General features: G+C 55.8%; 23 protein-coding genes. 13 read left to right on the plus strand and 10 right to left on the minus strand.

Going from position 1 to position 17,475, the window contains the following annotated elements; translation table 11 throughout:
* The first annotated feature begins 5 nt into the window (after positions 1-5).
* The gene (locus tag WA411_RS09775) at positions 6-383 is read left to right on the plus strand and encodes a nuclear transport factor 2 family protein (RefSeq protein ID WP_291906337.1); all 378 of its coding nucleotides are present in this window, start codon (positions 6-8) and stop codon (positions 381-383) included.
* Between the two features lie 15 nt (positions 384-398).
* On the opposite strand, the gene WA411_RS09780 is transcribed toward WA411_RS09775, so the two are convergent.
* A complete protein-coding gene (locus WA411_RS09780) occupies positions 399-602 on the minus strand; it encodes a hypothetical protein (RefSeq protein ID WP_291906335.1) in 204 nt (67 codons plus the stop codon).
* A 150-nt stretch (positions 603-752) separates the two neighbouring features.
* Here WA411_RS09780 and WA411_RS09785 point away from each other — a divergent pair, with 150 nt between their 5' ends.
* On the plus strand, positions 753-911 hold the full coding sequence (locus WA411_RS09785) for a hypothetical protein (RefSeq protein WP_167352711.1): 159 nt from the start codon (positions 753-755) through the stop codon (positions 909-911).
* Positions 912-991: 80 nt separating this feature from the next.
* Here WA411_RS09785 and WA411_RS09790 read toward each other — a convergent pair whose 3' ends face one another.
* The gene (locus WA411_RS09790; RefSeq protein WP_291906333.1) at positions 992-1,660 is read right to left on the minus strand and encodes a glutathione S-transferase family protein; all 669 of its coding nucleotides are present in this window, start codon (positions 1,658-1,660) and stop codon (positions 992-994) included.
* 90 nt (positions 1,661-1,750) lie between these two features.
* On the minus strand, positions 1,751-2,644 hold the full coding sequence (locus WA411_RS09795; RefSeq protein WP_291906331.1) for a patatin-like phospholipase family protein: 894 nt from the start codon (positions 2,642-2,644) through the stop codon (positions 1,751-1,753).
* Between the two features lie 240 nt (positions 2,645-2,884).
* Between WA411_RS09795 and WA411_RS09800 the strand changes: the two genes are divergently transcribed.
* From WA411_RS09800 to WA411_RS09815, 4 genes are all read left to right on the plus strand, one after another.
* Positions 2,885-4,477, plus strand: coding sequence for a BCCT family transporter (locus WA411_RS09800; protein ID WP_153637243.1), 1,593 nt, complete (start codon positions 2,885-2,887; stop codon positions 4,475-4,477).
* A gap of 121 nt (positions 4,478-4,598) precedes the next feature.
* Complete coding sequence (locus WA411_RS09805; RefSeq protein ID WP_291906329.1) at positions 4,599-5,054, plus strand: GatB/YqeY domain-containing protein; 456 nt, start codon at positions 4,599-4,601, stop codon at positions 5,052-5,054.
* 98 nt (positions 5,055-5,152) lie between these two features.
* A complete protein-coding gene (locus tag WA411_RS09810; RefSeq protein WP_291906327.1) occupies positions 5,153-5,647 on the plus strand; it encodes a MarR family winged helix-turn-helix transcriptional regulator in 495 nt (164 codons plus the stop codon).
* A 43-nt stretch (positions 5,648-5,690) separates the two neighbouring features.
* Positions 5,691-6,119 (plus strand): organic hydroperoxide resistance protein, encoded by a 429-nt coding sequence (locus WA411_RS09815; protein WP_222465174.1) that lies wholly within the window; start codon positions 5,691-5,693, stop codon positions 6,117-6,119.
* A 27-nt stretch (positions 6,120-6,146) separates the two neighbouring features.
* Here the strand turns inward: WA411_RS09815 and WA411_RS09820 are convergent, their stop codons facing one another.
* A complete protein-coding gene (locus tag WA411_RS09820) occupies positions 6,147-7,019 on the minus strand; it encodes a hypothetical protein (protein ID WP_291906323.1) in 873 nt (290 codons plus the stop codon).
* A 91-nt stretch (positions 7,020-7,110) separates the two neighbouring features.
* On the opposite strand from WA411_RS09820, the gene WA411_RS09825 reads away from it, so the two are divergent.
* From WA411_RS09825 to WA411_RS09835, 3 genes are all read left to right on the plus strand, one after another.
* Positions 7,111-7,806: a VWA domain-containing protein gene (locus WA411_RS09825; protein ID WP_291906321.1), complete on the plus strand. Its 696-nt coding sequence runs from the start codon at positions 7,111-7,113 to the stop codon at positions 7,804-7,806.
* 46 nt (positions 7,807-7,852) lie between these two features.
* Entirely contained in the window at positions 7,853-8,572 is a 720-nt protein-coding gene (locus tag WA411_RS09830) for a DnaJ domain-containing protein (RefSeq protein ID WP_291906319.1), read from the plus strand.
* Between the two features lie 108 nt (positions 8,573-8,680).
* A complete protein-coding gene (locus WA411_RS09835) occupies positions 8,681-9,475 on the plus strand; it encodes an amino acid ABC transporter substrate-binding protein (RefSeq protein WP_291906318.1) in 795 nt (264 codons plus the stop codon).
* 52 nt (positions 9,476-9,527) lie between these two features.
* Here WA411_RS09835 and WA411_RS09840 read toward each other — a convergent pair whose 3' ends face one another.
* From WA411_RS09840 to WA411_RS09855, 4 genes are all read right to left on the minus strand, one after another.
* Positions 9,528-11,426: a PHA/PHB synthase family protein gene (locus tag WA411_RS09840; RefSeq protein ID WP_291906316.1), complete on the minus strand. Its 1,899-nt coding sequence runs from the start codon at positions 11,424-11,426 to the stop codon at positions 9,528-9,530.
* Between the two features lie 25 nt (positions 11,427-11,451).
* Positions 11,452-12,195, minus strand: coding sequence for a 3-oxoacyl-[acyl-carrier-protein] reductase (gene fabG / locus WA411_RS09845; RefSeq protein WP_069184328.1), 744 nt, complete (start codon positions 12,193-12,195; stop codon positions 11,452-11,454).
* Between the two features lie 108 nt (positions 12,196-12,303).
* Positions 12,304-13,521, minus strand: a complete 1,218-nt coding sequence (locus WA411_RS09850) for a polyhydroxyalkanoate depolymerase (protein WP_069184327.1) — start codon at positions 13,519-13,521, stop codon at positions 12,304-12,306.
* Complete coding sequence (locus WA411_RS09855) at positions 13,518-13,847, minus strand: 2OG-Fe(II) oxygenase (RefSeq protein ID WP_153633835.1); 330 nt, start codon at positions 13,845-13,847, stop codon at positions 13,518-13,520. The genes WA411_RS09850 and WA411_RS09855 overlap by 4 nt, the downstream gene beginning before the upstream one ends.
* A gap of 110 nt (positions 13,848-13,957) precedes the next feature.
* Here WA411_RS09855 and mtgA point away from each other — a divergent pair, with 110 nt between their 5' ends.
* Entirely contained in the window at positions 13,958-14,650 is a 693-nt protein-coding gene (gene mtgA, locus WA411_RS09860) for a monofunctional biosynthetic peptidoglycan transglycosylase (protein ID WP_291906313.1), read from the plus strand.
* 97 nt (positions 14,651-14,747) lie between these two features.
* Positions 14,748-15,227 (plus strand): NADAR family protein, encoded by a 480-nt coding sequence (locus WA411_RS09865; RefSeq protein WP_291906311.1) that lies wholly within the window; start codon positions 14,748-14,750, stop codon positions 15,225-15,227.
* Positions 15,228-15,267: 40 nt separating this feature from the next.
* On the opposite strand, the gene tenA is transcribed toward WA411_RS09865, so the two are convergent.
* Both tenA and WA411_RS09875 read right to left on the minus strand, forming a co-directional pair.
* Positions 15,268-15,936 (minus strand): thiaminase II, encoded by a 669-nt coding sequence (tenA, locus tag WA411_RS09870; protein ID WP_291906309.1) that lies wholly within the window; start codon positions 15,934-15,936, stop codon positions 15,268-15,270.
* 25 nt (positions 15,937-15,961) lie between these two features.
* Positions 15,962-16,174: a penicillin-binding protein gene (locus WA411_RS09875; RefSeq protein ID WP_222465166.1), complete on the minus strand. Its 213-nt coding sequence runs from the start codon at positions 16,172-16,174 to the stop codon at positions 15,962-15,964.
* A 176-nt stretch (positions 16,175-16,350) separates the two neighbouring features.
* Between WA411_RS09875 and WA411_RS09880 the strand changes: the two genes are divergently transcribed.
* Both WA411_RS09880 and WA411_RS09885 read left to right on the plus strand, forming a co-directional pair.
* Entirely contained in the window at positions 16,351-16,998 is a 648-nt protein-coding gene (locus WA411_RS09880) for a DsbA family oxidoreductase (RefSeq protein ID WP_291906306.1), read from the plus strand.
* Positions 16,999-17,018: 20 nt separating this feature from the next.
* Positions 17,019-17,474, plus strand: coding sequence for a DUF4112 domain-containing protein (locus WA411_RS09885; RefSeq protein WP_291906304.1), 456 nt, complete (start codon positions 17,019-17,021; stop codon positions 17,472-17,474).
* The last annotated feature ends 1 nt before the right edge of the window (position 17,475 follow it).

Raw genomic sequence — 17,475 nt, forward strand, 5'->3', positions numbered from 1 at the left:
CGGTCATGCAGCCAAAGGACATTGTGGCTCAGTTCATCGAAAATATCCGCGCCCAGCGCCTGGATGAAGCCAAGGATCTGCTTGCTGAAGAGGGCTTTGAGTATGTGGGCCCCAACATGCGATTCCTCAGCCGGGACGACATGTTGGCTTATCAGTTCGGCATGTTTGCCATTCAGAAAGATCTGGTTTTACGGCAACTGAGTGCCGACGGTGAGCACGTGTTTGCGATCCTGGATTACCGCACCTACTTCGAGCCGATTGGTGATGTGCGCCTGGCAATCTGGTGTCGCGTAAGGGAGCAAAAGATCCAGTGCGTTGAAACTTTCTATAACGCAGCGGTGATTGAAAATATGCTGGGTGGGAGTCTGCCTGCAGCGGAGTGACCGAACCCTCGAACTTCAGAGTTCTACAAACCGCGGCACCACCATCAGCACAACACCCACAGCTGCCATTTCCCATGCACTACTGGCCAGATAAGGATAGATGATCATGGCAATGCCGCAGTATCGGGTTACGAGGTTTTTCGTTCGCCGGCCATACATGAAATACCCGAAGCCGATGCAGCCGAACAGCAGCGCTAGCAAGATGTCAGCGGTTTCCATGCAATGAACTCCTCCGTTCTGTTTCACCGTAAAGATTGTTGCTGAGGCGCGCCAGGAACGCGGCCTTTAGGAAGCGAACAATTTTTAGCCACATCGGGTATAATGAACGGCTTATGCTGTAAAACAAGCCACCTTGACCTGGATATCATCATGAGCAAGAAAAACGAGAAAGCTACCCTGACCTCCGCCGAAATTGAGGAACAGACTGCCGCCTTTTTGAAAGCGGGCGGGTCTGTCGAATATGTCGGCAAGGGCCAGAGCGGACAAGTTTCTTCCACAGGTTCAAAGCAGATCAGCCTGAAAAAGTAAAGCGCGGCTCAAACCCATTGACGAGCTCACTCCGATGCGCGCCAGTGTGTGAATAGTTTCGACATGACTGTGCTGCCTCTTCAGGCAAAGTCGTAGTCACCGCCTTTCTCAAGTGCTTTCTGATAAGCCGGCCTGGCGTGAACCCGTTTCACCCAGCCGGTGATGTGAGGCCTGTTCTTACCGACAATGCCCCTGGCTACCGAGGCTTCAAGCGGGAAGCTCATCTGGATATCTGCAGCACTCAGTTTGTCACCCAGGAACCACGTGTTTTTTGCGAGGTGGTCTTCCACAAAATCCAGATGCGTCTTGATCATCGGGCCGATGAAGACTTCATTGGTTTTGTCTGAAATGCCCTTGGCGACCGGTTTGATAAAGAACGGCATCGGACTGGTTTTGACCTTTTCAAACACCAGGCGCATGACCAGAGGAGGCATCAGTGAGCCCTCGGCGTAGTGCAGCCAGTAGGTGTAGTCGAGCCAGGCCTGGCCGCCGCTCTCGGGCAGCATGGTGTCTTTGCCGTAGGTGTGGGCCAGGTATTCAATGATGGCGCCCGATTCGGCTACCACCAGATCGCCGTCGGTAATCACAGGGGATTTTCCCAGCGGGTGCACCTTCTTCAGGCTTTCAGGCGCCAGCATGGTTTTGGGATCACGCTGGTAATGCTTGATCTCATAGGGCACACCCAGCTCTTCCAGCATCCAGAGAACGCGTTGTGAGCGGGAATTGTTCAGGTGGTGGACGGTAATCATGCGCAAGCTCCGTTCGCATCGAAAAATGATCTGGTGTGAAGAGTAGGCTTCAAAAAGCGTTTTGGTTCACCGCGGAAGGTGATTGTTGGGCTAATGCCGATTGCGTACGGCAAAGCTGTGGCGTTTGAGCTCCTTGAGAATCTCGGGCACCTTGAAGGGCATCAACGTGCGGGTTGTCTTCAGAAGGCTGATGGCAACGTGCATTCGCTTGTACCAGAGAACCTGGCGGATCTTTTTCTTCATGGGGTGATAGCCCTCCAGGTACAGCTCCTCAACACGGTCTGCGTTATTGGTGAGGCTATAGCTGCTCAGGTCCAGAGGCACGGCTATATCGGAATTCTTGAGTTGCTTGCGGGTGTTGAAATCGATGCCAATGTTGATGGCGTTGGTGATCACATCGAAGGTGTTATCCGGCTTCGGGTATCGGCTCACATGGCTGAGATCAACCGCCACAGTGATGCCGGCGCCCATTTTCGCCAGTGGTGAAATCGGCACATTTTCTACCAGCCCGCCGTCCACCAGTGTTCTCCCATCGATCTCTACCGGTACAAACAGGCCGGGTACCGCCATTGAGGCGCACACAACGTCTGCCAGGTTGCCCTCCCGGAAGATCAACTGTTCGCCGGTTTCGATATCCGTTGCGCAGATGGCCAGTGGAATCTTGGCGTCTTCGATCCGGACATCCCCGAGATCCCGATGGATCATTTCCCTGATGTTATGCGTGCTGAAAAGCCCGCCGCGCTCGAAGGTAAAGTTGATGATTTTCGAGAGGTTCAGGGTGGAGCAGATGGAAAGGATGGACTCCGCCGGGCGGCCGAAGGCGTAGTAGCTCGCAATGAGTGCGCCGGCGCTGGTTCCGGAAATACAGTGAATCCTGATTTGCTCTTCCTCGAAGGCCTTAAGAACGCCGATATGGGCGATGCCCTTTGCCGCGCCGCCACCGAGGGCAAGGCCAATGCGGGTATTAAAGGGATTGAGTTTCATGGTGTTTGGCCCATTTACGTGCTCGAGGAGATAACCGTTAAAGCAAGTCTATCAGAGTAGCTCGCGCATTAAATTCAACGCGATGCGAACGAATAGAAATTTGTGAACGCAGTGGTTTGTGCGGAGCTTTGCAGACCGGTTGGAAATTTCAATTCTTAGAGTTCAAAATATTGGTGTGGCACTTAAGGAGGTAAATTTTCCAACCGACTGCGGGTCGATGCAGTCATAGGAGTCCTCACATTGGGCGACGTCATTAAAGATGATTACCAGACTGACTACGTGGCCGGTCAGGATAATATCGAGAAATTCGGCTTCGACATCCACAACATCGTATTCCCGTTAACCGCCATCCTGATCGTGGCCTTTGTTGTCGGGACACTCATTTTTCCATCCGGTGCAAAGGAATTGCTAGATAGCGCCAAGAATGGCGCGATCGCTGTTTTCGACTGGGGTTTTCTGCTCAGCGCAAACCTGTTTGTTCTCTTCTGCCTGGCCCTGATTTTCATGCCGGTAGGCAAGATCCGGATTGGCGGGACTGAAGCCAAGCCTGAATTTTCCCTGCTTTCCTGGTTTGCCATGCTGTTTGCAGCCGGTATGGGCACTGGGCTGATGTTCTGGTCGGTTGCCGAGCCGGTTGCCTATTATACCGACTGGTATGGAACGCCTCTTGGTGTTGAACCTAACACCGAAGAAGGTGCGCGCTTGGCAATGGGTGCAACCATGTACCATTGGGGCCTGCACCCCTGGGCAATTTACGCAATTGTCGGGCTCTCACTTTCTTTCTTTGCTTTCAACAAGGGCCTGCCGCTAACCATACGCTCTGCGTTTTTCCCGATACTTGGTGACAAGGTCTGGGGCTGGCCGGGTAATGTGATCGATACGGTGTCGGTGCTGGCGACCATTTTTGGTCTTGCGACCTCGCTCGGATTCGGGGCCCAGCAGGCCGCATCTGGTATTTCCTACCTGTTTGATATTGAGGGAGGCCTGAATATTCAGGTAGGCGTGATTGCCGGCGTTACGGCTGTGGCCACTTACTCTGTGATTCGAGGCATCCACGGTGGTGTTCGGATCCTGAGTAACGCGAATATGATCATGGCGGGCCTGCTCCTTCTGTTTGTAATGTTTGCCGGTCCCACGCTGGCGGTGTTCCAGTGGCTCTGGGATACGTCGGTGTCCTACGCCTCCAACATGGTCGCGCTCAGTAACCCGTTCGGCCGGGAGGAAGACACGACCTGGTTCCACGGCTGGACGGTATTCTATTGGGCCTGGTGGATTTCCTGGTCGCCGTTTGTGGGTATGTTCATCGCGCGGGTGTCCCATGGCCGCACGGTGCGTGAGTTCGTCACAGCGGTTCTGATCATCCCGACCATCATCACTTTGTTCTGGATGAGCGCCTTCGGCGGCGGTGCCCTCCATCAGGTGCAGAATGATATTGGCGTGCTGGCCTCGGAGGGACTCACCGAAGTATCACTGGCGATGTTTCAGGCGCTTGAAAATATTTCACTGTCGGGGATTACCTCGTTTATCGGTATTACCCTCGTGTTGACTTTCTTCGTGACATCGTCGGACTCCGGCTCGCTTGTCATCGATAGCATTACCTCGGGCGGCAAGACCGATGCTCCCAAAGCCCAGCGGATTTTCTGGGCGGTTATTGAAGGTTCGATTGCCGGGGTGTTGCTGTTCGTAGGCGGCGAGCAAGCGCTGGGAGCGCTTCAGGCCGGTGCCCTGAGCGTGGGTCTGCCTTTCACTCTCGTGCTGCTGGTAATGACCTACAGCCTGTTCAAGGGGCTTCACCATGAGCGCCGCTTGCTGATCGCTGAGGGCAAAATGTAACCGGCAGTCTGATCGTTAAACCACGTCACCGACCCAAAGGCCCCTCACCGAGGGGCCTTTGCATTTTCGGGATCCTGTCCCCATGTAAACGGAAAAGGCGCAAACAAACAGGAGATCGGAAATGACGGCACCAACTCTGAAGGAAAAACTGAACAACGCGGTAAAAGAGGCAATGCGGAACAAGGATAAAACCCGTCTGGTTACCTTGCGCATGGCCCAGTCTGCCGTAAAGCAGATCGAGATTGATGAACGCCGCGAGCTCAACGATGAAGATGTTCTGAAGGTGCTGGACAAGATGCTCAAACAGCGCCGCGATGCCGCGAGTCAGTATGATGACGCCGGCCGTGAAGAGCTGGGCGATAAAGAGCGCGCCGAAATGGTGATCATTGAAGAGTTCATGCCCGCGGCCCTGAGCGAAGATGATCTGGATGGTTTGATCCGAATGGCCATCAGTTCAACCGATGCCCAAGGGATGCAGGACATGGGCAAAGTGATGAATGAGCTTAAGCCCCAAGTGCTTGGTCGGGTTGAGATGGGGCATCTGAGCAAGAAAGTTCGAGCTGCGCTGACGGGTTGATCAAAAGCTTTCCCCGCTTGGTAGAACGAGCGGGGGTTGCATCCTTACTCGTGTTTCGCTAATTTAAATCGTGCACAAGGTAATCGTGAGCGAGTTAAATGCCAGAGCATCAGTCTTCAAAACGATCGGTCCCCGGAAATGATCTGTTAACACTGGATCGGCAAATGTGTTTTGCCCTGTACTCGGCGTCGTTGGCTATGACCAAGCTGTACAAGCCACTGTTGTCAGAGCTTGGGCTGACGTATCCCCAGTACCTTGTCATGCTGGTTCTGTGGGAGACGGACGGCATTCGGGTGTCCGGTCTGAAAGATCGTCTGTTTCTGGACTACGGCACTCTGACCCCGCTCGTGAAACGGTTGGAGAAGCAGGGCTTGCTGGTTCGGCAGCGTTCGCCCGAGGACGAGCGTCAGGTCATTGTTCGTCTCACTCCGCAGGGCTGGAATCTTCAGCAGGCAGCAGCCAGGATTCCGGAGCGGGTCGCCGGCGCTTCGGGTTGCTCATTGTCGGAGCTGGATGGTTTGAAGACGGAGCTTTGTGCACTCAGGAGCCGCTTGCACAGTCACCTGGAAAGTCATCTGGAGGAGAGTGCCTGAGCTGGCAGTCTCATCTGAAAGCCAAGTAGAAGAGGAAAGCGTTATGTCTATCGAACAAGTGCTATACCGTGCCCATGCAGAAGCAACCGGTGGTCGTGACGGCCGGGCCATTTCTTCAGACGGCATTCTCGACGTCGAGCTGGCAACCCCGAAAGAAATGGGTGGTGCCGGCGGCAAGGGCACGAATCCGGAGCAGCTGTTTGCCGCAGGTTACTCTGCCTGCTTCATTGGCGCGATGAAGTTTGTTGCCGGCCGTGACAAACTCAAGATGCCGGAAGATGCTTCCATCGAGGGTGTTGTTGGCATTGGCCAGATTCCCAATGGGTTTGGCATCGAGGTGGAACTGCGTATCAGTCTGCCCGGTATGGACGATGCCGAAGCGAAGCAGCTGATCGATGAAGCGCACAAGGTTTGCCCTTACTCCAATGCGACCCGTGGCAACATCGACGTGACTCTCAACCGGGTGGACTGATCCCCGGTTTTGATCCGGTCTCGGGATCTACCAATCGAGCCTGAGGCTGCCCAGCAGGGCATCGCCCAGGCTCAGATCGATGGTGCCCGTGTTCAGGTCTTCATATTGGACACGGGTATCAAAGCTGGCACCGATTCCAATAGTCAGGGTTGGCCATGGTCCGTGGCCCCTGTTTATCAGGTAGGTCAGTTCTGTTCTCCACTCGCGTAAATACAGCGCACCTTCTACCTCTCTGGCCTTGTCCAACGTCGCCCAACGATCTCCGTCGCGTTCCACCCGGAATGTCCATAGCTCCCGCGGACTTTGCCACTGGATCAGTACCGGCAGGTCGACCAGCCAATGGCCTTGTGCATTACTTCTTTCCCAGCCTGCTCTCGGGAGCCACCTGAAGGAACCAAACCTGTGATCGCCGCCGATACCCAGGCTCAGGGCGCTGGAGTCGTTCAGGGCCCGGAATAGTGCTATACGGCCGTTAAGGACCTCGCTGTGAAAGTCCTGATATTTGAACATGTTGGAGGTGCCGGCAACGCCGGCCCGCGCTTCTAGCCGGTACAACTGATGTTGCCATTCGCCACCGAAGGTTAACCGATGCAAGTGCCCGTTGTGGGCCGGATCGCCGTTGCGGGTGCGCAGTGGCTGATAATCGTAGTCGAGACCGAGGATGCTGGCAGAACCCTGTGTGTGCCAGCCGAGCCCTCGCTGCGAGCGGGTCACCTCGTTGGCAGACGGCAGATTCTCTGGCCAATCGTAAGGCTGCCATTGGCGATAGAGCAGATAAAAGCTGTTTGAGGCCTGCACCGCGCATGGCAGCGCGAGGGAGACAAACAGGAGCAGGGCCAGAAGGGGCAGCCGGAATCTGGCCAAATTCCCGATTCGATACCAACGCACTGTGCCCAACATGCGTTGCCTCTTCCCAAACCTGTGAATTGAGCAATCTATGCCCTACTATTTTAGCGTCAGATTCTGCAATCGCTGCGATTTTCAGGAGCCCATGGCCGATAAAGATTTACGAATCCGATCCGACAAACAGGCGATCGATCAGTTTATTAACGAGGTTCGCTCGCTGCCTAAACAGGGTGGCGGCCAGGGGCGTCTGATTTTCGCGCTGGACGCAACCGCAAGCCGGGAGGCAACCTGGGATCAGGCTTGCCATTTGCAGAGCGAACTGTTTATGGCAACCCGGGATCTGGGCGGGTTGGCCATTCAGCTCTGTTACTATCGAGGTTTTGGCGAGTTCAAGGCCACAGTCTTTGTGACCGGGACCGGACAGCTACTGAACCTGATGAACGGCGTTTCCTGTCTGGGTGGGCGAACCCAGATCAGCCGGGTATTGGCCCACGCGGTGAAAGAGACTCGCACAAACCCCGTCAAGGCGGTGGTGTTTATCGGCGATTGCTGCGAGGAACCTGTAGACGAGCTCTGCCATACCGCCGGGGAATTGGGCATGCTGCGCACGCCGGTATTTATGTTTCATGAAAGCAGTGACGCCCATGCCAGGGCGGTCTTCCAGCAGGTGAGCAAGCTTTCTGGCGGCGCGTACGCGCCCTTTGATCGGAACAGCCCAGAGGTTCTGAAGGATCTTATGGCGGCGGTTGCGGTCTATGCTTCCGGGGGAGCCAAGGCCCTGCAGGACTTTTCAAGCCGCAGTTCCCCGGAAGTGAAGCGCCTGACGAAACAGATCCGATAGTGCTTCTGGAAATCCATTCAAGGGCCGGTGTGCCCGGGGTATCTGAGTGCCGTTAACGCTTGTTGCCATCGTTGTCGCGGTTGTTGCCTGGGTGTGGTTGCGCAATCAGCCAGCCAGCCAACGTAATGCAGCCATTCTCAAACTCGCTTTGTTGGTCGGTATCGGGATCGTGGTCGTTCTCGCCGTAACCGGACGCCTGCATTTTGTGTTCGCCGGGTTGGCGTTTCTTTATCCGCTGTTGCGTCGATTGCTGCCCTCACTGTTGCGCGGTGGACTGGGTGGTATGGCTGGCGGAGCTCAAGCCAAATCCGGCAATCAATCTCACGTGGCCAGTGACATCCTGGAAATGACCCTGGACCACGATTCCGGAACCATGAGTGGCAGAATCATAAAAGGGCCCATGGAGGGCCGTGAGTTGTCAGATTTGAGCGAGAGCGAGTTCCTGGAACTGCTGCGCTATTGCCGGGCGCAGGACGAAGACTCGGCCCGGCTCCTGGAAAGCTATCTGGATCGCCGGTTCGGTGATTCCTGGCGACAGGATGATGAGGCTGCCTCCGAAGGCACGGAGTCAGGCGGAAATGGCAATGCTGGAGGTCCTCTGACCGAAAGCGAAGCGCTGGATATCCTGGGGCTGGAGCCCGGCGCGAGCCGCGACGAGATTATCAAGGCCCATCGACGGATGATGCAGAAGCTGCACCCGGATCATGGTGGCAGCAATTATCTGGCGGCGCGCATCAATGAGGCCAAGGAGTGTTTGCTGGGCTGAAGGGCGGCCCGGTTCGCAGGCGTTTTGACATAGTCGGTTGCCTGTTCTGACGGTTAGCGATATTGTTCAAAAAATGAACTTTTCTGGGCCCGGGGGAGAGTGCCGCGGTTGAAGACGTCAACGCTGGTCTCGTGGATCTTGCTTTTTATATTCGGTTTGCCCCAGTCCGGGCTCGCCGAGTCAATAAAGCGGCTGAAAGTGCTGGCGCCCGAAATCCCGGGCGCGGCCGAGCCAAGTCTCAACGGCCGGGATATTGAACTTGTGCTGGCAAGCTTCAACGAGTGCGGTTTTGACGCCCAGTTCGTTTTCCAGCCCTTCGAGCGGCATGCTCGTACCTACCGGGAACGTGAGGACTTCGACGCCATCATGACTGTGCCCCTGCACTGGCGTCTTCCCGGGTATTCTACTTCTGCCTACATCTGGTACCAGAACGGGGCCTTCTATAATTATTCCCGTATCGGGCCAGTTGAGGGGATCAATGACCTCGCAGGCCTTGATGTGCTGACTTTCCGCCAGGGAGTTGATGTTCTGGGAATCAGCAGCGATGTTCCGGAATTCGCCTCTCTTACCGAGATTGCCGATCAGACTATTCACTCGCGGCTCCTCTTCATGGGGCGGGTCGATGCGATTCTGGCTGATGGATTCGTGGTCGCGGAGGTGAATCGCCGAATATTCAGCGAAAAGCGCCGTGGTGAGAGCTGGCCCTCGCAGTCTGATGCTTTTCGTTTCGCGCCAATCTTTAACCCGGCGCCGCATAAGATGGTTTTTCGAAACCTTGAACAGGCCGCTGCGTTCGACATTTGCTTTGATGATTTGCGGCTGGCGGGTGTGATTGACGAAATAAATCAGAAATACATCGACAAGTACCAGAATGTCCTGCGCTTCAGATACCTGGGGCGTTAAGGACAGGCTCCTGAAGACAGGAGCCTGGCGATTCAAAACCGTCGCAATGGTTTTAGTGCGTCACTTTTTCGGGAGATCTCGCTTTCGGCTTATCGGAAGCCGATTTCCTTTTTGATGGTTGCCTTGGTTTCCTGGCTATCGGGGTGGGCGGTGCGGGTTCATTGCGCAAGTAGGCCCCGGGCGCCGGTTCAATCACCGGCAGATTGCCCTCTCCCGGAATGCGAGCCTTAACCTCACCGCCACCAAACTGCTCGGCCCAAGCCACCCAATCTGGCCACCAGGAACCTTCAAACTGCTCGGCACCTTTGAGCCATTCCTCTGGATTGGCTGGATTGTCTTCGTTGAGGCGATAACCGTACTTCTTCTTCTCGGGTGGATTTATGATGCCGGCAATATGCCCGGAACCGCCGAGAACAAAACGCAGTGGGCCGCCCAAGTTACGGGCGCCTTTGTAACAGGAGATCCAGGGTGCGATATGGTCTTCAATAGCGGATGCAAAGTAGGCCGGGGCCTTTACCTTTCTCAAATCGATCGGGGTGCGTGCCAGCGTGATACCGCCGGGCTCACGCAGCCGATTGTTCAGATACATATTGCGCAGGTAAAAACTGTGCATGGCCGCAGGCATGCGCGTGGCGTCCGAGTTCCAGTAAAGGAGATCAAAGGGCGCAGCGTCACGACCCAGGAGGTAGTTGTTGACGAAGAACGACCATATCAGACTGTTGGCCCGAAGCATGTTGAAGGCCGTTGCCATGGAGGCGCCTTCAAGATAGCCCTGTTTGTTCATAGCCTTTTCTATTTTCGCAATAGAATCCTCGTCGATGAAGACTTCGAGATCGCCAACATCTGAGAAATCCATCATGCTGTTGAGAAACGTCGCGCTTTTGACCCGGTCGTCGCCACGAGCGGCCAGCCAACCGAGCGTGCAACCCAGCAGGGTGCCGCCGATGCAGTAACCTACGGTGTTGACTTCGCGCTCACCCGTTGCCTGCTCAATAGCATCCATGGCGGCGACCGGACCTTCGAGCATGTAGTCTTCAAAGGTCTTGTGCGCCAGCTCTGGGCCGGGATTGACCCAGGAGACCACAAACACAGTGTGTCCCTTCTCAACCCAATAGCGGATGAAGGATTTTTTCTCGCCAAGATCGAGGATGTAGTACTTGTTGATCCAGGGCGGAATCACCAACAGAGGCCGACGATGTACAGTTTCGGTGGTAGGCCGGTATTGGATGAGTTGCATCAGATCGTTCTGTAACACCACGTCGCCGGGTGTGTTGGCCAGATTGTCGCCCACCTCAAAGGCGTCCGGGTCGGACATGCGAAACGGCATCGGGCCCTTTCCCTCGTCCAGATCACGTAACAGGTTCGCCAGTCCACGCAGCAGGTTTTTACCGCGTGTCTTGACAGTAGTTCGCAACACTTCCGGATTGCTCAGAACGAAGTTGCTGGGGGCGAGGGCGTCGGTCATCTGGCTGGTGAAAAAGCGGACTTTCCGTCTCTCGTGATCGTCCATGTCCCGGACATCATCAATGGTGTCCATTACCCAGCGTGTTGTTAATAGATAGGCCTGCTTGAGGGCGTTGAAGGCGATGACGTCGTTCCAGGCCTGGTCACGGAACCGACCGTCGCCAGGCTCTGGTTCTGCTACGGTCAAAGGTTTCTTGCCAATACCGCTGGCGAGAAGGCCGGACCAGAACAGACTGGTGTCCTTGAACAGTCGCATCTGCGCGAACAGAAGTGTGTCGGGTTGGGTTGCAAGCTTGCCAGTCAGGGTAACGAAGGGCCTGGCCATGCTACTCACGCTGGCGGGGTTCGGCGGGCCACCGCGTAATCGGCGCATGACAGAGCGCTTGAGCAGACGGCCACCATGAATACCTACTCGTGCCAGAGAGCGGCTTACCACATTGGGTTCGAAGTCAGGCGTTGTTTGCTTTTTTATTGGTTTATCAGCCATTTTCTCGCCTTCTGCTTTGTTCGTGTCACATGTAGACGCCGCCGTTCACATTGATCTGCTGGCCAGTGATGTAATCCCCCTCTGCGGCCAGGAAAACCACGGCGCGGGCAATTTCCTCCGGTTTGCCGAAACGCCCCATCGGAACCCGGGCAATGATCTGCTCCCGGATATTCTCCGGAACCTGGGCGAGCATTTCGGTTTCGGTGAAGCCCGGGGCAATGGCATTGACGGTGATGTTGTATTTGGCCATTTCGAGCGCGAGGGTCTTGGTAAAGGCGATAATGCCGCCCTTGCTGGCTGCGTAATTGGCCTGCCCGAAGTTGCCGGCCTGCCCGACGAACGATGTGATGTTGATGATACGGCCGTACTTCTGGTCCATCATTATTTTCAACACTTCCGAGCAGGTGGCGTAGACGCTGCCCAGGTTGGTATCCAGGACGTCGTTCCAGTCATCGTCAGTAAGCTTCTTCATGGACTTGTCTTTGGTGATGCCGGCGTTGTTCACCAGAATGTCTATGCGGCCCCACTGATCATGAACCTGACGGACCAGGCTGCGCGCTTCCGGCATCTTGGAAAGGTCTGCTTTGAAGGACAGTGCCCGGACGCCAGTTGCCTCGATTTCCCTGGCAACTTCGTCGCCTTCGGACTGGCGGGAGCGGTAGTTGATGGCGACGTCAGCGCCGCGTTGAGCAAGTTGCAGTGCGATGTGACGACCGATGCCTCGTGAGGCTCCGGTTACCAGGGCGACCTTGCCCTTGAGGTCCTGCATGACATCCTCCCTGGAGCGGTGGCCCGCTCTGATTGTTATTCCTTATTATTCATCACCTCATTTAAGCTAGCAGAGCACCTGAGTGGCGACAAGAAAATGTGACGCCTGTCACGCTTGGCCAATGAATGTCTTGAGGCGAGGCGCAATGGATTCGCGCCATTGACTGCCGTTGAAGACGCCGTAGTGGCCAACCCCTTCCTGGAGGTGGTGCAGGCGCCTGGCATCGGGAATACTCACGCAAAGGTCGTGAGCGGCCCGCGTTTGTCCGGGGCTGGAAATGTCGTCCTTCTCGCCTTCGATCGTCATCAGCGCCGTCTTCTCGATAGCGGCGGGGTTCACCTTCCTGCCCCGGTGCGTGAAGCAACCGCGGGCAAGGTGGAATTCCTGAAAGACGCGCTTGATCGTGTCCAGGTAAAAGGTGGCCGGTAGATCCATAACTGCGAGGTACTCGTCGTAGAACTCACGATGACGTCTGATCTTGTCGACTTCCCTGTCTCGCATGGACTTGAACAGGCCCCGGTAGGCGTCAACGTGCCGGTCGAAGTTCATGCTCACGAATCCGGACAGTTGCAGAAATCCTGGATAAACCTTACGCATGGCGCCCGGATAGGGAGCGGGTACCGGATGGACCAGATTGCGTCGGAACCAGGCAAGATTATGTTTGGTGGCCAGTTCGCAGGGTGCGGTGGGATCAATACGTCCGTCGATGGGGCCGCTCATGAGGGCAAGTGAGCGGGGTGTTGCCGGGTTTTTATCTTCGGCCATGAGGGCGGTGGCCGCAAGCACCGGCACAACGGGTTGGCAAACCGCCAATACATGGGTGTCTGGCCCAAGCTGTTCAATAAAATCGATAACGTAGTCGATATAGTCGTCCAGCCCAAAATCTCCAGCGGACAATGGGACCCGGCAGGCATCGCGCCAGTCGGTAATGTAGACGTCGTGGTCTGGGAGCATTTCCTTGACGGTACCCCGCAGCAGCGAGGCAAAGTGTCCGGACAAGGGCGCAACGATCAGGAGTTTCGGATCATTTGACCGCGATACGCTGCGCTGGAAGTGCTTGAGCTGGGCAAAGGGTTTTCGCTGGACAATGACTTCACTGACGTCTACTTCCTCGCCATCGCACACGGTTGAATGCAGGTTGAACGCCGGTTTCGGGTAGCGTCGGGTCAAATCGCCAAATACACCATAGGCTGAGGCAATACTGCGAGCGCCCGGCAAGCGGGACAGGGGGCTGAGAGGATGCCTGAGCAATTTGCTCTGTGTGTCTGTCATCATGCGCAAGGGCATCAGCGCTGCGCGGCTCATTTCATGGGCAAAATACATCATGGCATTGTCCTGCTGGAGTTATGGAGGCCGGAAGTCAACGCAAAACTCAGTAGCCATCGATTTCCGCGCTCGATCTTCGATACCCGATGCTGATACAGGTCCGGGCGGAAGAGGTACACTCTTCCAAGAAGGTTGAAGATGTTTTTCTCGCAAATGAATTCGCCGCCCGCCTTGGGCTTGGCCAGAACGCAATTGAGTTTGTAAAGCCGGCCCTCGGAAACCATGTCCACGTGCGGCCCTACCTTGTGCCCTTCTGGATATCGGACCAGGTATATATTCAGGCGTCTGGAATGAAAGAGAATCCGGGTTTTTACTTTTTCAGGCATGGTAGTGGCATACGCTCTCGCAGAATCACTATGGGCAGTTTGCGCGCTGTGCGGTCCATTGGTCAATTACGGCCGGAAACTGGCTCGTAGAGAGATGAGGATTTGAACGTATGACCAGAGCATCAGGTGGTAGCAAGCTTTTGCGATGGTTTTTGCTGCTAAGCGCTGGCGCTATCGTGCTGGTCCTGTTGGTGGTGCTGATGTTCCGGTTCGTAAATCCACCCACCTCGGCCTTCATGCTGGGGTATCAGGTTCAAAGCGCGAACAGATCCCTCGCTCACGAATGGGTGCCCATAAATGAGATCTCTGCCTGGATGCCGCTGGCGGTGGTTGCCAGCGAGGATCAACGCTTCCCGCATCACGCGGGCGTGGATTTTGAGGCTATACGCCAAGCCCTCTCGGAGTACAGGGCGGGCGAGGGGCTTCGAGGGGCCAGCACCATCACCCAGCAAACGGCTAAAAACCTGTTCCTGTGGAACGGGCGCAGTTTCGTCCGCAAGGCTGTTGAGGCAGGTTTGGCCGTTGTCATAGACGGCCTCTGGCCCAAGCAGCGCATACTGGAAGTTTACCTGAACGTTGCTGAGTTCGGACCCGGTATCTATGGGGTCGAAGCGGCAAGTCAGGCCTACTTCGATAAGCCTGCCCGTCACCTCACTGAGTACCAGGCAGCGCTGCTCGCGGCCGTGCTTCCAAATCCGAAGGTTTTGCGTGTCAACGCACCGTCCACTTATGTGCGGGAGCGAGTGGTCTGGATTCAGGGGCAGATCGCACAGCTTGGTGTTGGATATCTGCAGGATCTCTAGTCTTGCAAGAGGAGCAGGTTTATTGGCGTGACCCCTGGCGCAGACTCGTTGATACTGCAGATATTGCAGGACCACTTATTGTTAAAGGATTGTACCAATGTCTCTCTTCCCCGATGACAACGGCGAGAACGACCTGTTCATGTCGCGAACCGACCCGGACAACCCGCTGGGCACCCATGCCCCCTACAGTTTCGAGTTGGAAGGCAAGATCTGGCCAACCGTGGAACACTATTTCCAAGGCATGAAATTCACTGATGACAACCGCCAGGAAAAGGTGCGCAATGCCGATACGCCGGCCAAGGCAGGTAAGCTTGGGCGCAAACGCCACAAGAGCCTGCGGCGGGACTGGAAGCAGGTGCGCGAAACCGTTATGACGCGGGGAATCTACGTGCGTTGCCGAACTTATCCAGAACTGGCGGAGGCTCTGCTGGATACCGGTGACACGAAAATCGTTGAGAACAGCAACTTCGATTATTTCTGGGGTTGTGGCCGGGATCGGCGGGGTGAAAACCGGTACGGAAAGGTGTTGATGAATGTACGGGCCAGGTTGCGAGAGGAGCGGGCAGCGCAGGTTTGAACTCAAACCTGCGCGTCAACTGCAACAACTGTAGCCTAGGTCAGTCGCTCTGCTTCAGGCCCATTTCCCAGAAATCGATCTCAAGCCGGGTGGCATCGCTGAAAATCCGGGTCAGCTCTTTGAAGCGGGCAGGGGAGACATCGGCCAATCGTTCATTGAGCCAGCAAATTTCAGCTTGCATCGCCTCCTGGAACTCCTTGCTCTCATACATGGCGATCCAGGCATCATAGGGGTTGCTGTCGCCACGGATAGTCTCCGCCCGGCTGTTCAGCCAGTTGGCGATCTCACCGTAGCCCACCATGCACGGCGATAGGGCGACGTGCAGGTCCAAAAGGTCGCCACGGTTACCAGTATCCAGAACGTAGCGTGTGTAGGCCAAAGTGGCCCGGGCTTCCGGCAATTCCGCCAGCTCTTGTTCAGAGATTCCCCATTCCTTGCAGTAGCTGATGTGCAGATCCAGCTCCACATCCAGGATGGCCTGCAAACCCTCTTTCGCTTGGCGGAGGTCGGATAATGTCGGGCTTTTGTAAGCGGCCAGGGCGAATGCTCGGGCAAACTGGATCAGAAACAGGTAGTCCTGCTTCAGGTAATGCTGGAACGCTTCAGGCGCGAGCACCCCATGACCCAGTTGCTTCACGAAACTGTGCTCGATATAGGCCTGCCATTCTTCTTGGCAGCTCTTTTTCAGGTCTTCGAACTGATAAGGCATGCTTGCTCCTGGAAACAGTTTTGGCTCAGTAACAGGAATTGGGTGACGAGTCAGGGTTGATCTCGCCGGCGACTTCTTCCGGGTCAATGCCGTGACTGGTCAGCACTTCACGTACGAAGCTCACCTGGGCGAGGATTCTGTCCGCGTCATCCCCGTATTCAAACCGGTTGATCTCGACCGGCTGGGGCATGAAGGTAAAGGCGGTTTTCAGAGCGGTGAGTGTATCTTCGTCGACCATTGGCATACTCCTCATGCGGTTTGATTGATAGATGAAGAGTATACGCAAGTCATTGGGGAAAGGCCGACAGGCAGCCATGGAAAAGCAATTGACCCCGGGCATCTTGCGGGAGATTGCTGATCGGTGTCCGTGTTAGTCTGAGGAATGATGTATTCAACCAGCTGAAAGGATTCCCCATGCAAAAGATTCACATCGACATTGTTTCAGATATTGCCTGCCCCTGGTGTGCGATTGGTTATGCGCGGCTGGAGCAGGCCATGAAACAGTTGGCGCCTGAATACGAATTCGGCGTCCAGTGGCATGCCTTTGAACTGAACCCGGATCACACTGGGGAAGGTGAGCCAATCCTGCCGGCGTTGGCCCGCAAGTACGGCCGGAGCGAGGAAGAGATGCGTGCCACTCAGGACCAGATGATGACAATTGCGAAGGATCTGGGCCTTAACTTTGAAAAAATGCAGGAGCGTTTCACCTGCAATACCTTCGATGCTCACCGGCTGGTGAAGTGGGCCGGCCAGCAGGGCAAGCAGACGGAGATGAAACAGGCGTTGTTCGACGCCTATTTTGGAAAGGCAGAAGACGTCTCAGATCGGGACGTGTTGTTGGGCTGTGTCGAGAGCCTTGGGCTGGATCGCGCGAGGGCAGAGCAGATTCTGGATTCTGATGAATTCGCCAGTGTAGTTCGCGAGGACGAAGCCACCTACCAACAGGCGGGCGTGTCTGCGGTGCCGGCACTCATCGTGAACGGGAAATACCTGATCTCCGGCGCCCAGGAACCGGATACGCTGGTGCAGGCATTTGAAGAAATCAGCGCAAAGCCTGAGTGAGCGCCTGAACTGGAGTAGAAATGCCGAAACCTTCCGAAGCCCGGCAGCGGGCCATTCTGGCACGGCTGGATAAATTCAGCCGCTTTACCGATAGCAACATCGCGATTCCGTTCACCAATGTACGGATTGGTGCGGAGGCAGTGATTGGCCTGTTGCCCGTGGTGGGAGACATGGCCGGCCTGGTGCTGGCAAGCTACGTGCTGGTGGAGGCGCAGCGGGCGGGCGCCAGTAAGACAGTTAAGCTTCGCATGCTGCGCAACATGGGCATTGATTTTCTGGGCGGGCTCTTGCCGGTGGTCGGTGATGCGTTCGATGCGGTCTACAAAGCCAACACGCGGAACACCCGCCTGCTCCGAAATTACCTGGAGAAGGAACTGGCCATTGAGCCACCTCCACCGCCCTTCCCCTGGATGACTGTCATCGGGTTGTCGGTTCTGTTTGCTGTGGTGACAGGTGGCCTCACGCTTTTGTTCTGAA

This window comes from Marinobacter sp. CH_CUG1437-1, assembly GCF_037029655.1.
In the GTDB taxonomy this organism is placed as follows: domain Bacteria; phylum Pseudomonadota; class Gammaproteobacteria; order Pseudomonadales; family Oleiphilaceae; genus Marinobacter; species Marinobacter salsuginis.

Coding starts and splice junctions, on each gene's coding strand:
- WA411_RS09875 (WP_222465166.1), bottom strand. CDS start 16,174: ATGGTCGACGAAGATACACTCACCGCTCTGAAAACCGCCTTTACCTTC.
- WA411_RS09885 (WP_291906304.1), top strand. CDS start 17,019: ATGCCGAAACCTTCCGAAGCCCGGCAGCGGGCCATTCTGGCACGGCTG.
- WA411_RS09880 (WP_291906306.1), top strand. CDS start 16,351: ATGCAAAAGATTCACATCGACATTGTTTCAGATATTGCCTGCCCCTGG.
- mtgA (WP_291906313.1), top strand. CDS start 13,958: ATGACCAGAGCATCAGGTGGTAGCAAGCTTTTGCGATGGTTTTTGCTG.
- fabG (WP_069184328.1), bottom strand. CDS start 12,195: ATGCAGGACCTCAAGGGCAAGGTCGCCCTGGTAACCGGAGCCTCACGA.
- WA411_RS09775 (WP_291906337.1), top strand. CDS start 6: ATGCAGCCAAAGGACATTGTGGCTCAGTTCATCGAAAATATCCGCGCC.
- WA411_RS09820 (WP_291906323.1), bottom strand. CDS start 7,019: ATGTTGGGCACAGTGCGTTGGTATCGAATCGGGAATTTGGCCAGATTC.
- WA411_RS09850 (WP_069184327.1), bottom strand. CDS start 13,521: ATGATGTATTTTGCCCATGAAATGAGCCGCGCAGCGCTGATGCCCTTG.
- WA411_RS09780 (WP_291906335.1), bottom strand. CDS start 602: ATGGAAACCGCTGACATCTTGCTAGCGCTGCTGTTCGGCTGCATCGGC.
- WA411_RS09795 (WP_291906331.1), bottom strand. CDS start 2,644: ATGAAACTCAATCCCTTTAATACCCGCATTGGCCTTGCCCTCGGTGGC.
- WA411_RS09825 (WP_291906321.1), top strand. CDS start 7,111: ATGGCCGATAAAGATTTACGAATCCGATCCGACAAACAGGCGATCGAT.
- WA411_RS09815 (WP_222465174.1), top strand. CDS start 5,691: ATGTCTATCGAACAAGTGCTATACCGTGCCCATGCAGAAGCAACCGGT.
- WA411_RS09785 (WP_167352711.1), top strand. CDS start 753: ATGAGCAAGAAAAACGAGAAAGCTACCCTGACCTCCGCCGAAATTGAG.
- WA411_RS09805 (WP_291906329.1), top strand. CDS start 4,599: ATGACGGCACCAACTCTGAAGGAAAAACTGAACAACGCGGTAAAAGAG.
- WA411_RS09840 (WP_291906316.1), bottom strand. CDS start 11,426: ATGGCTGATAAACCAATAAAAAAGCAAACAACGCCTGACTTCGAACCC.
- WA411_RS09865 (WP_291906311.1), top strand. CDS start 14,748: ATGTCTCTCTTCCCCGATGACAACGGCGAGAACGACCTGTTCATGTCG.
- WA411_RS09810 (WP_291906327.1), top strand. CDS start 5,153: ATGCCAGAGCATCAGTCTTCAAAACGATCGGTCCCCGGAAATGATCTG.
- tenA (WP_291906309.1), bottom strand. CDS start 15,936: ATGCCTTATCAGTTCGAAGACCTGAAAAAGAGCTGCCAAGAAGAATGG.
- WA411_RS09790 (WP_291906333.1), bottom strand. CDS start 1,660: ATGATTACCGTCCACCACCTGAACAATTCCCGCTCACAACGCGTTCTC.
- WA411_RS09855 (WP_153633835.1), bottom strand. CDS start 13,847: ATGCCTGAAAAAGTAAAAACCCGGATTCTCTTTCATTCCAGACGCCTG.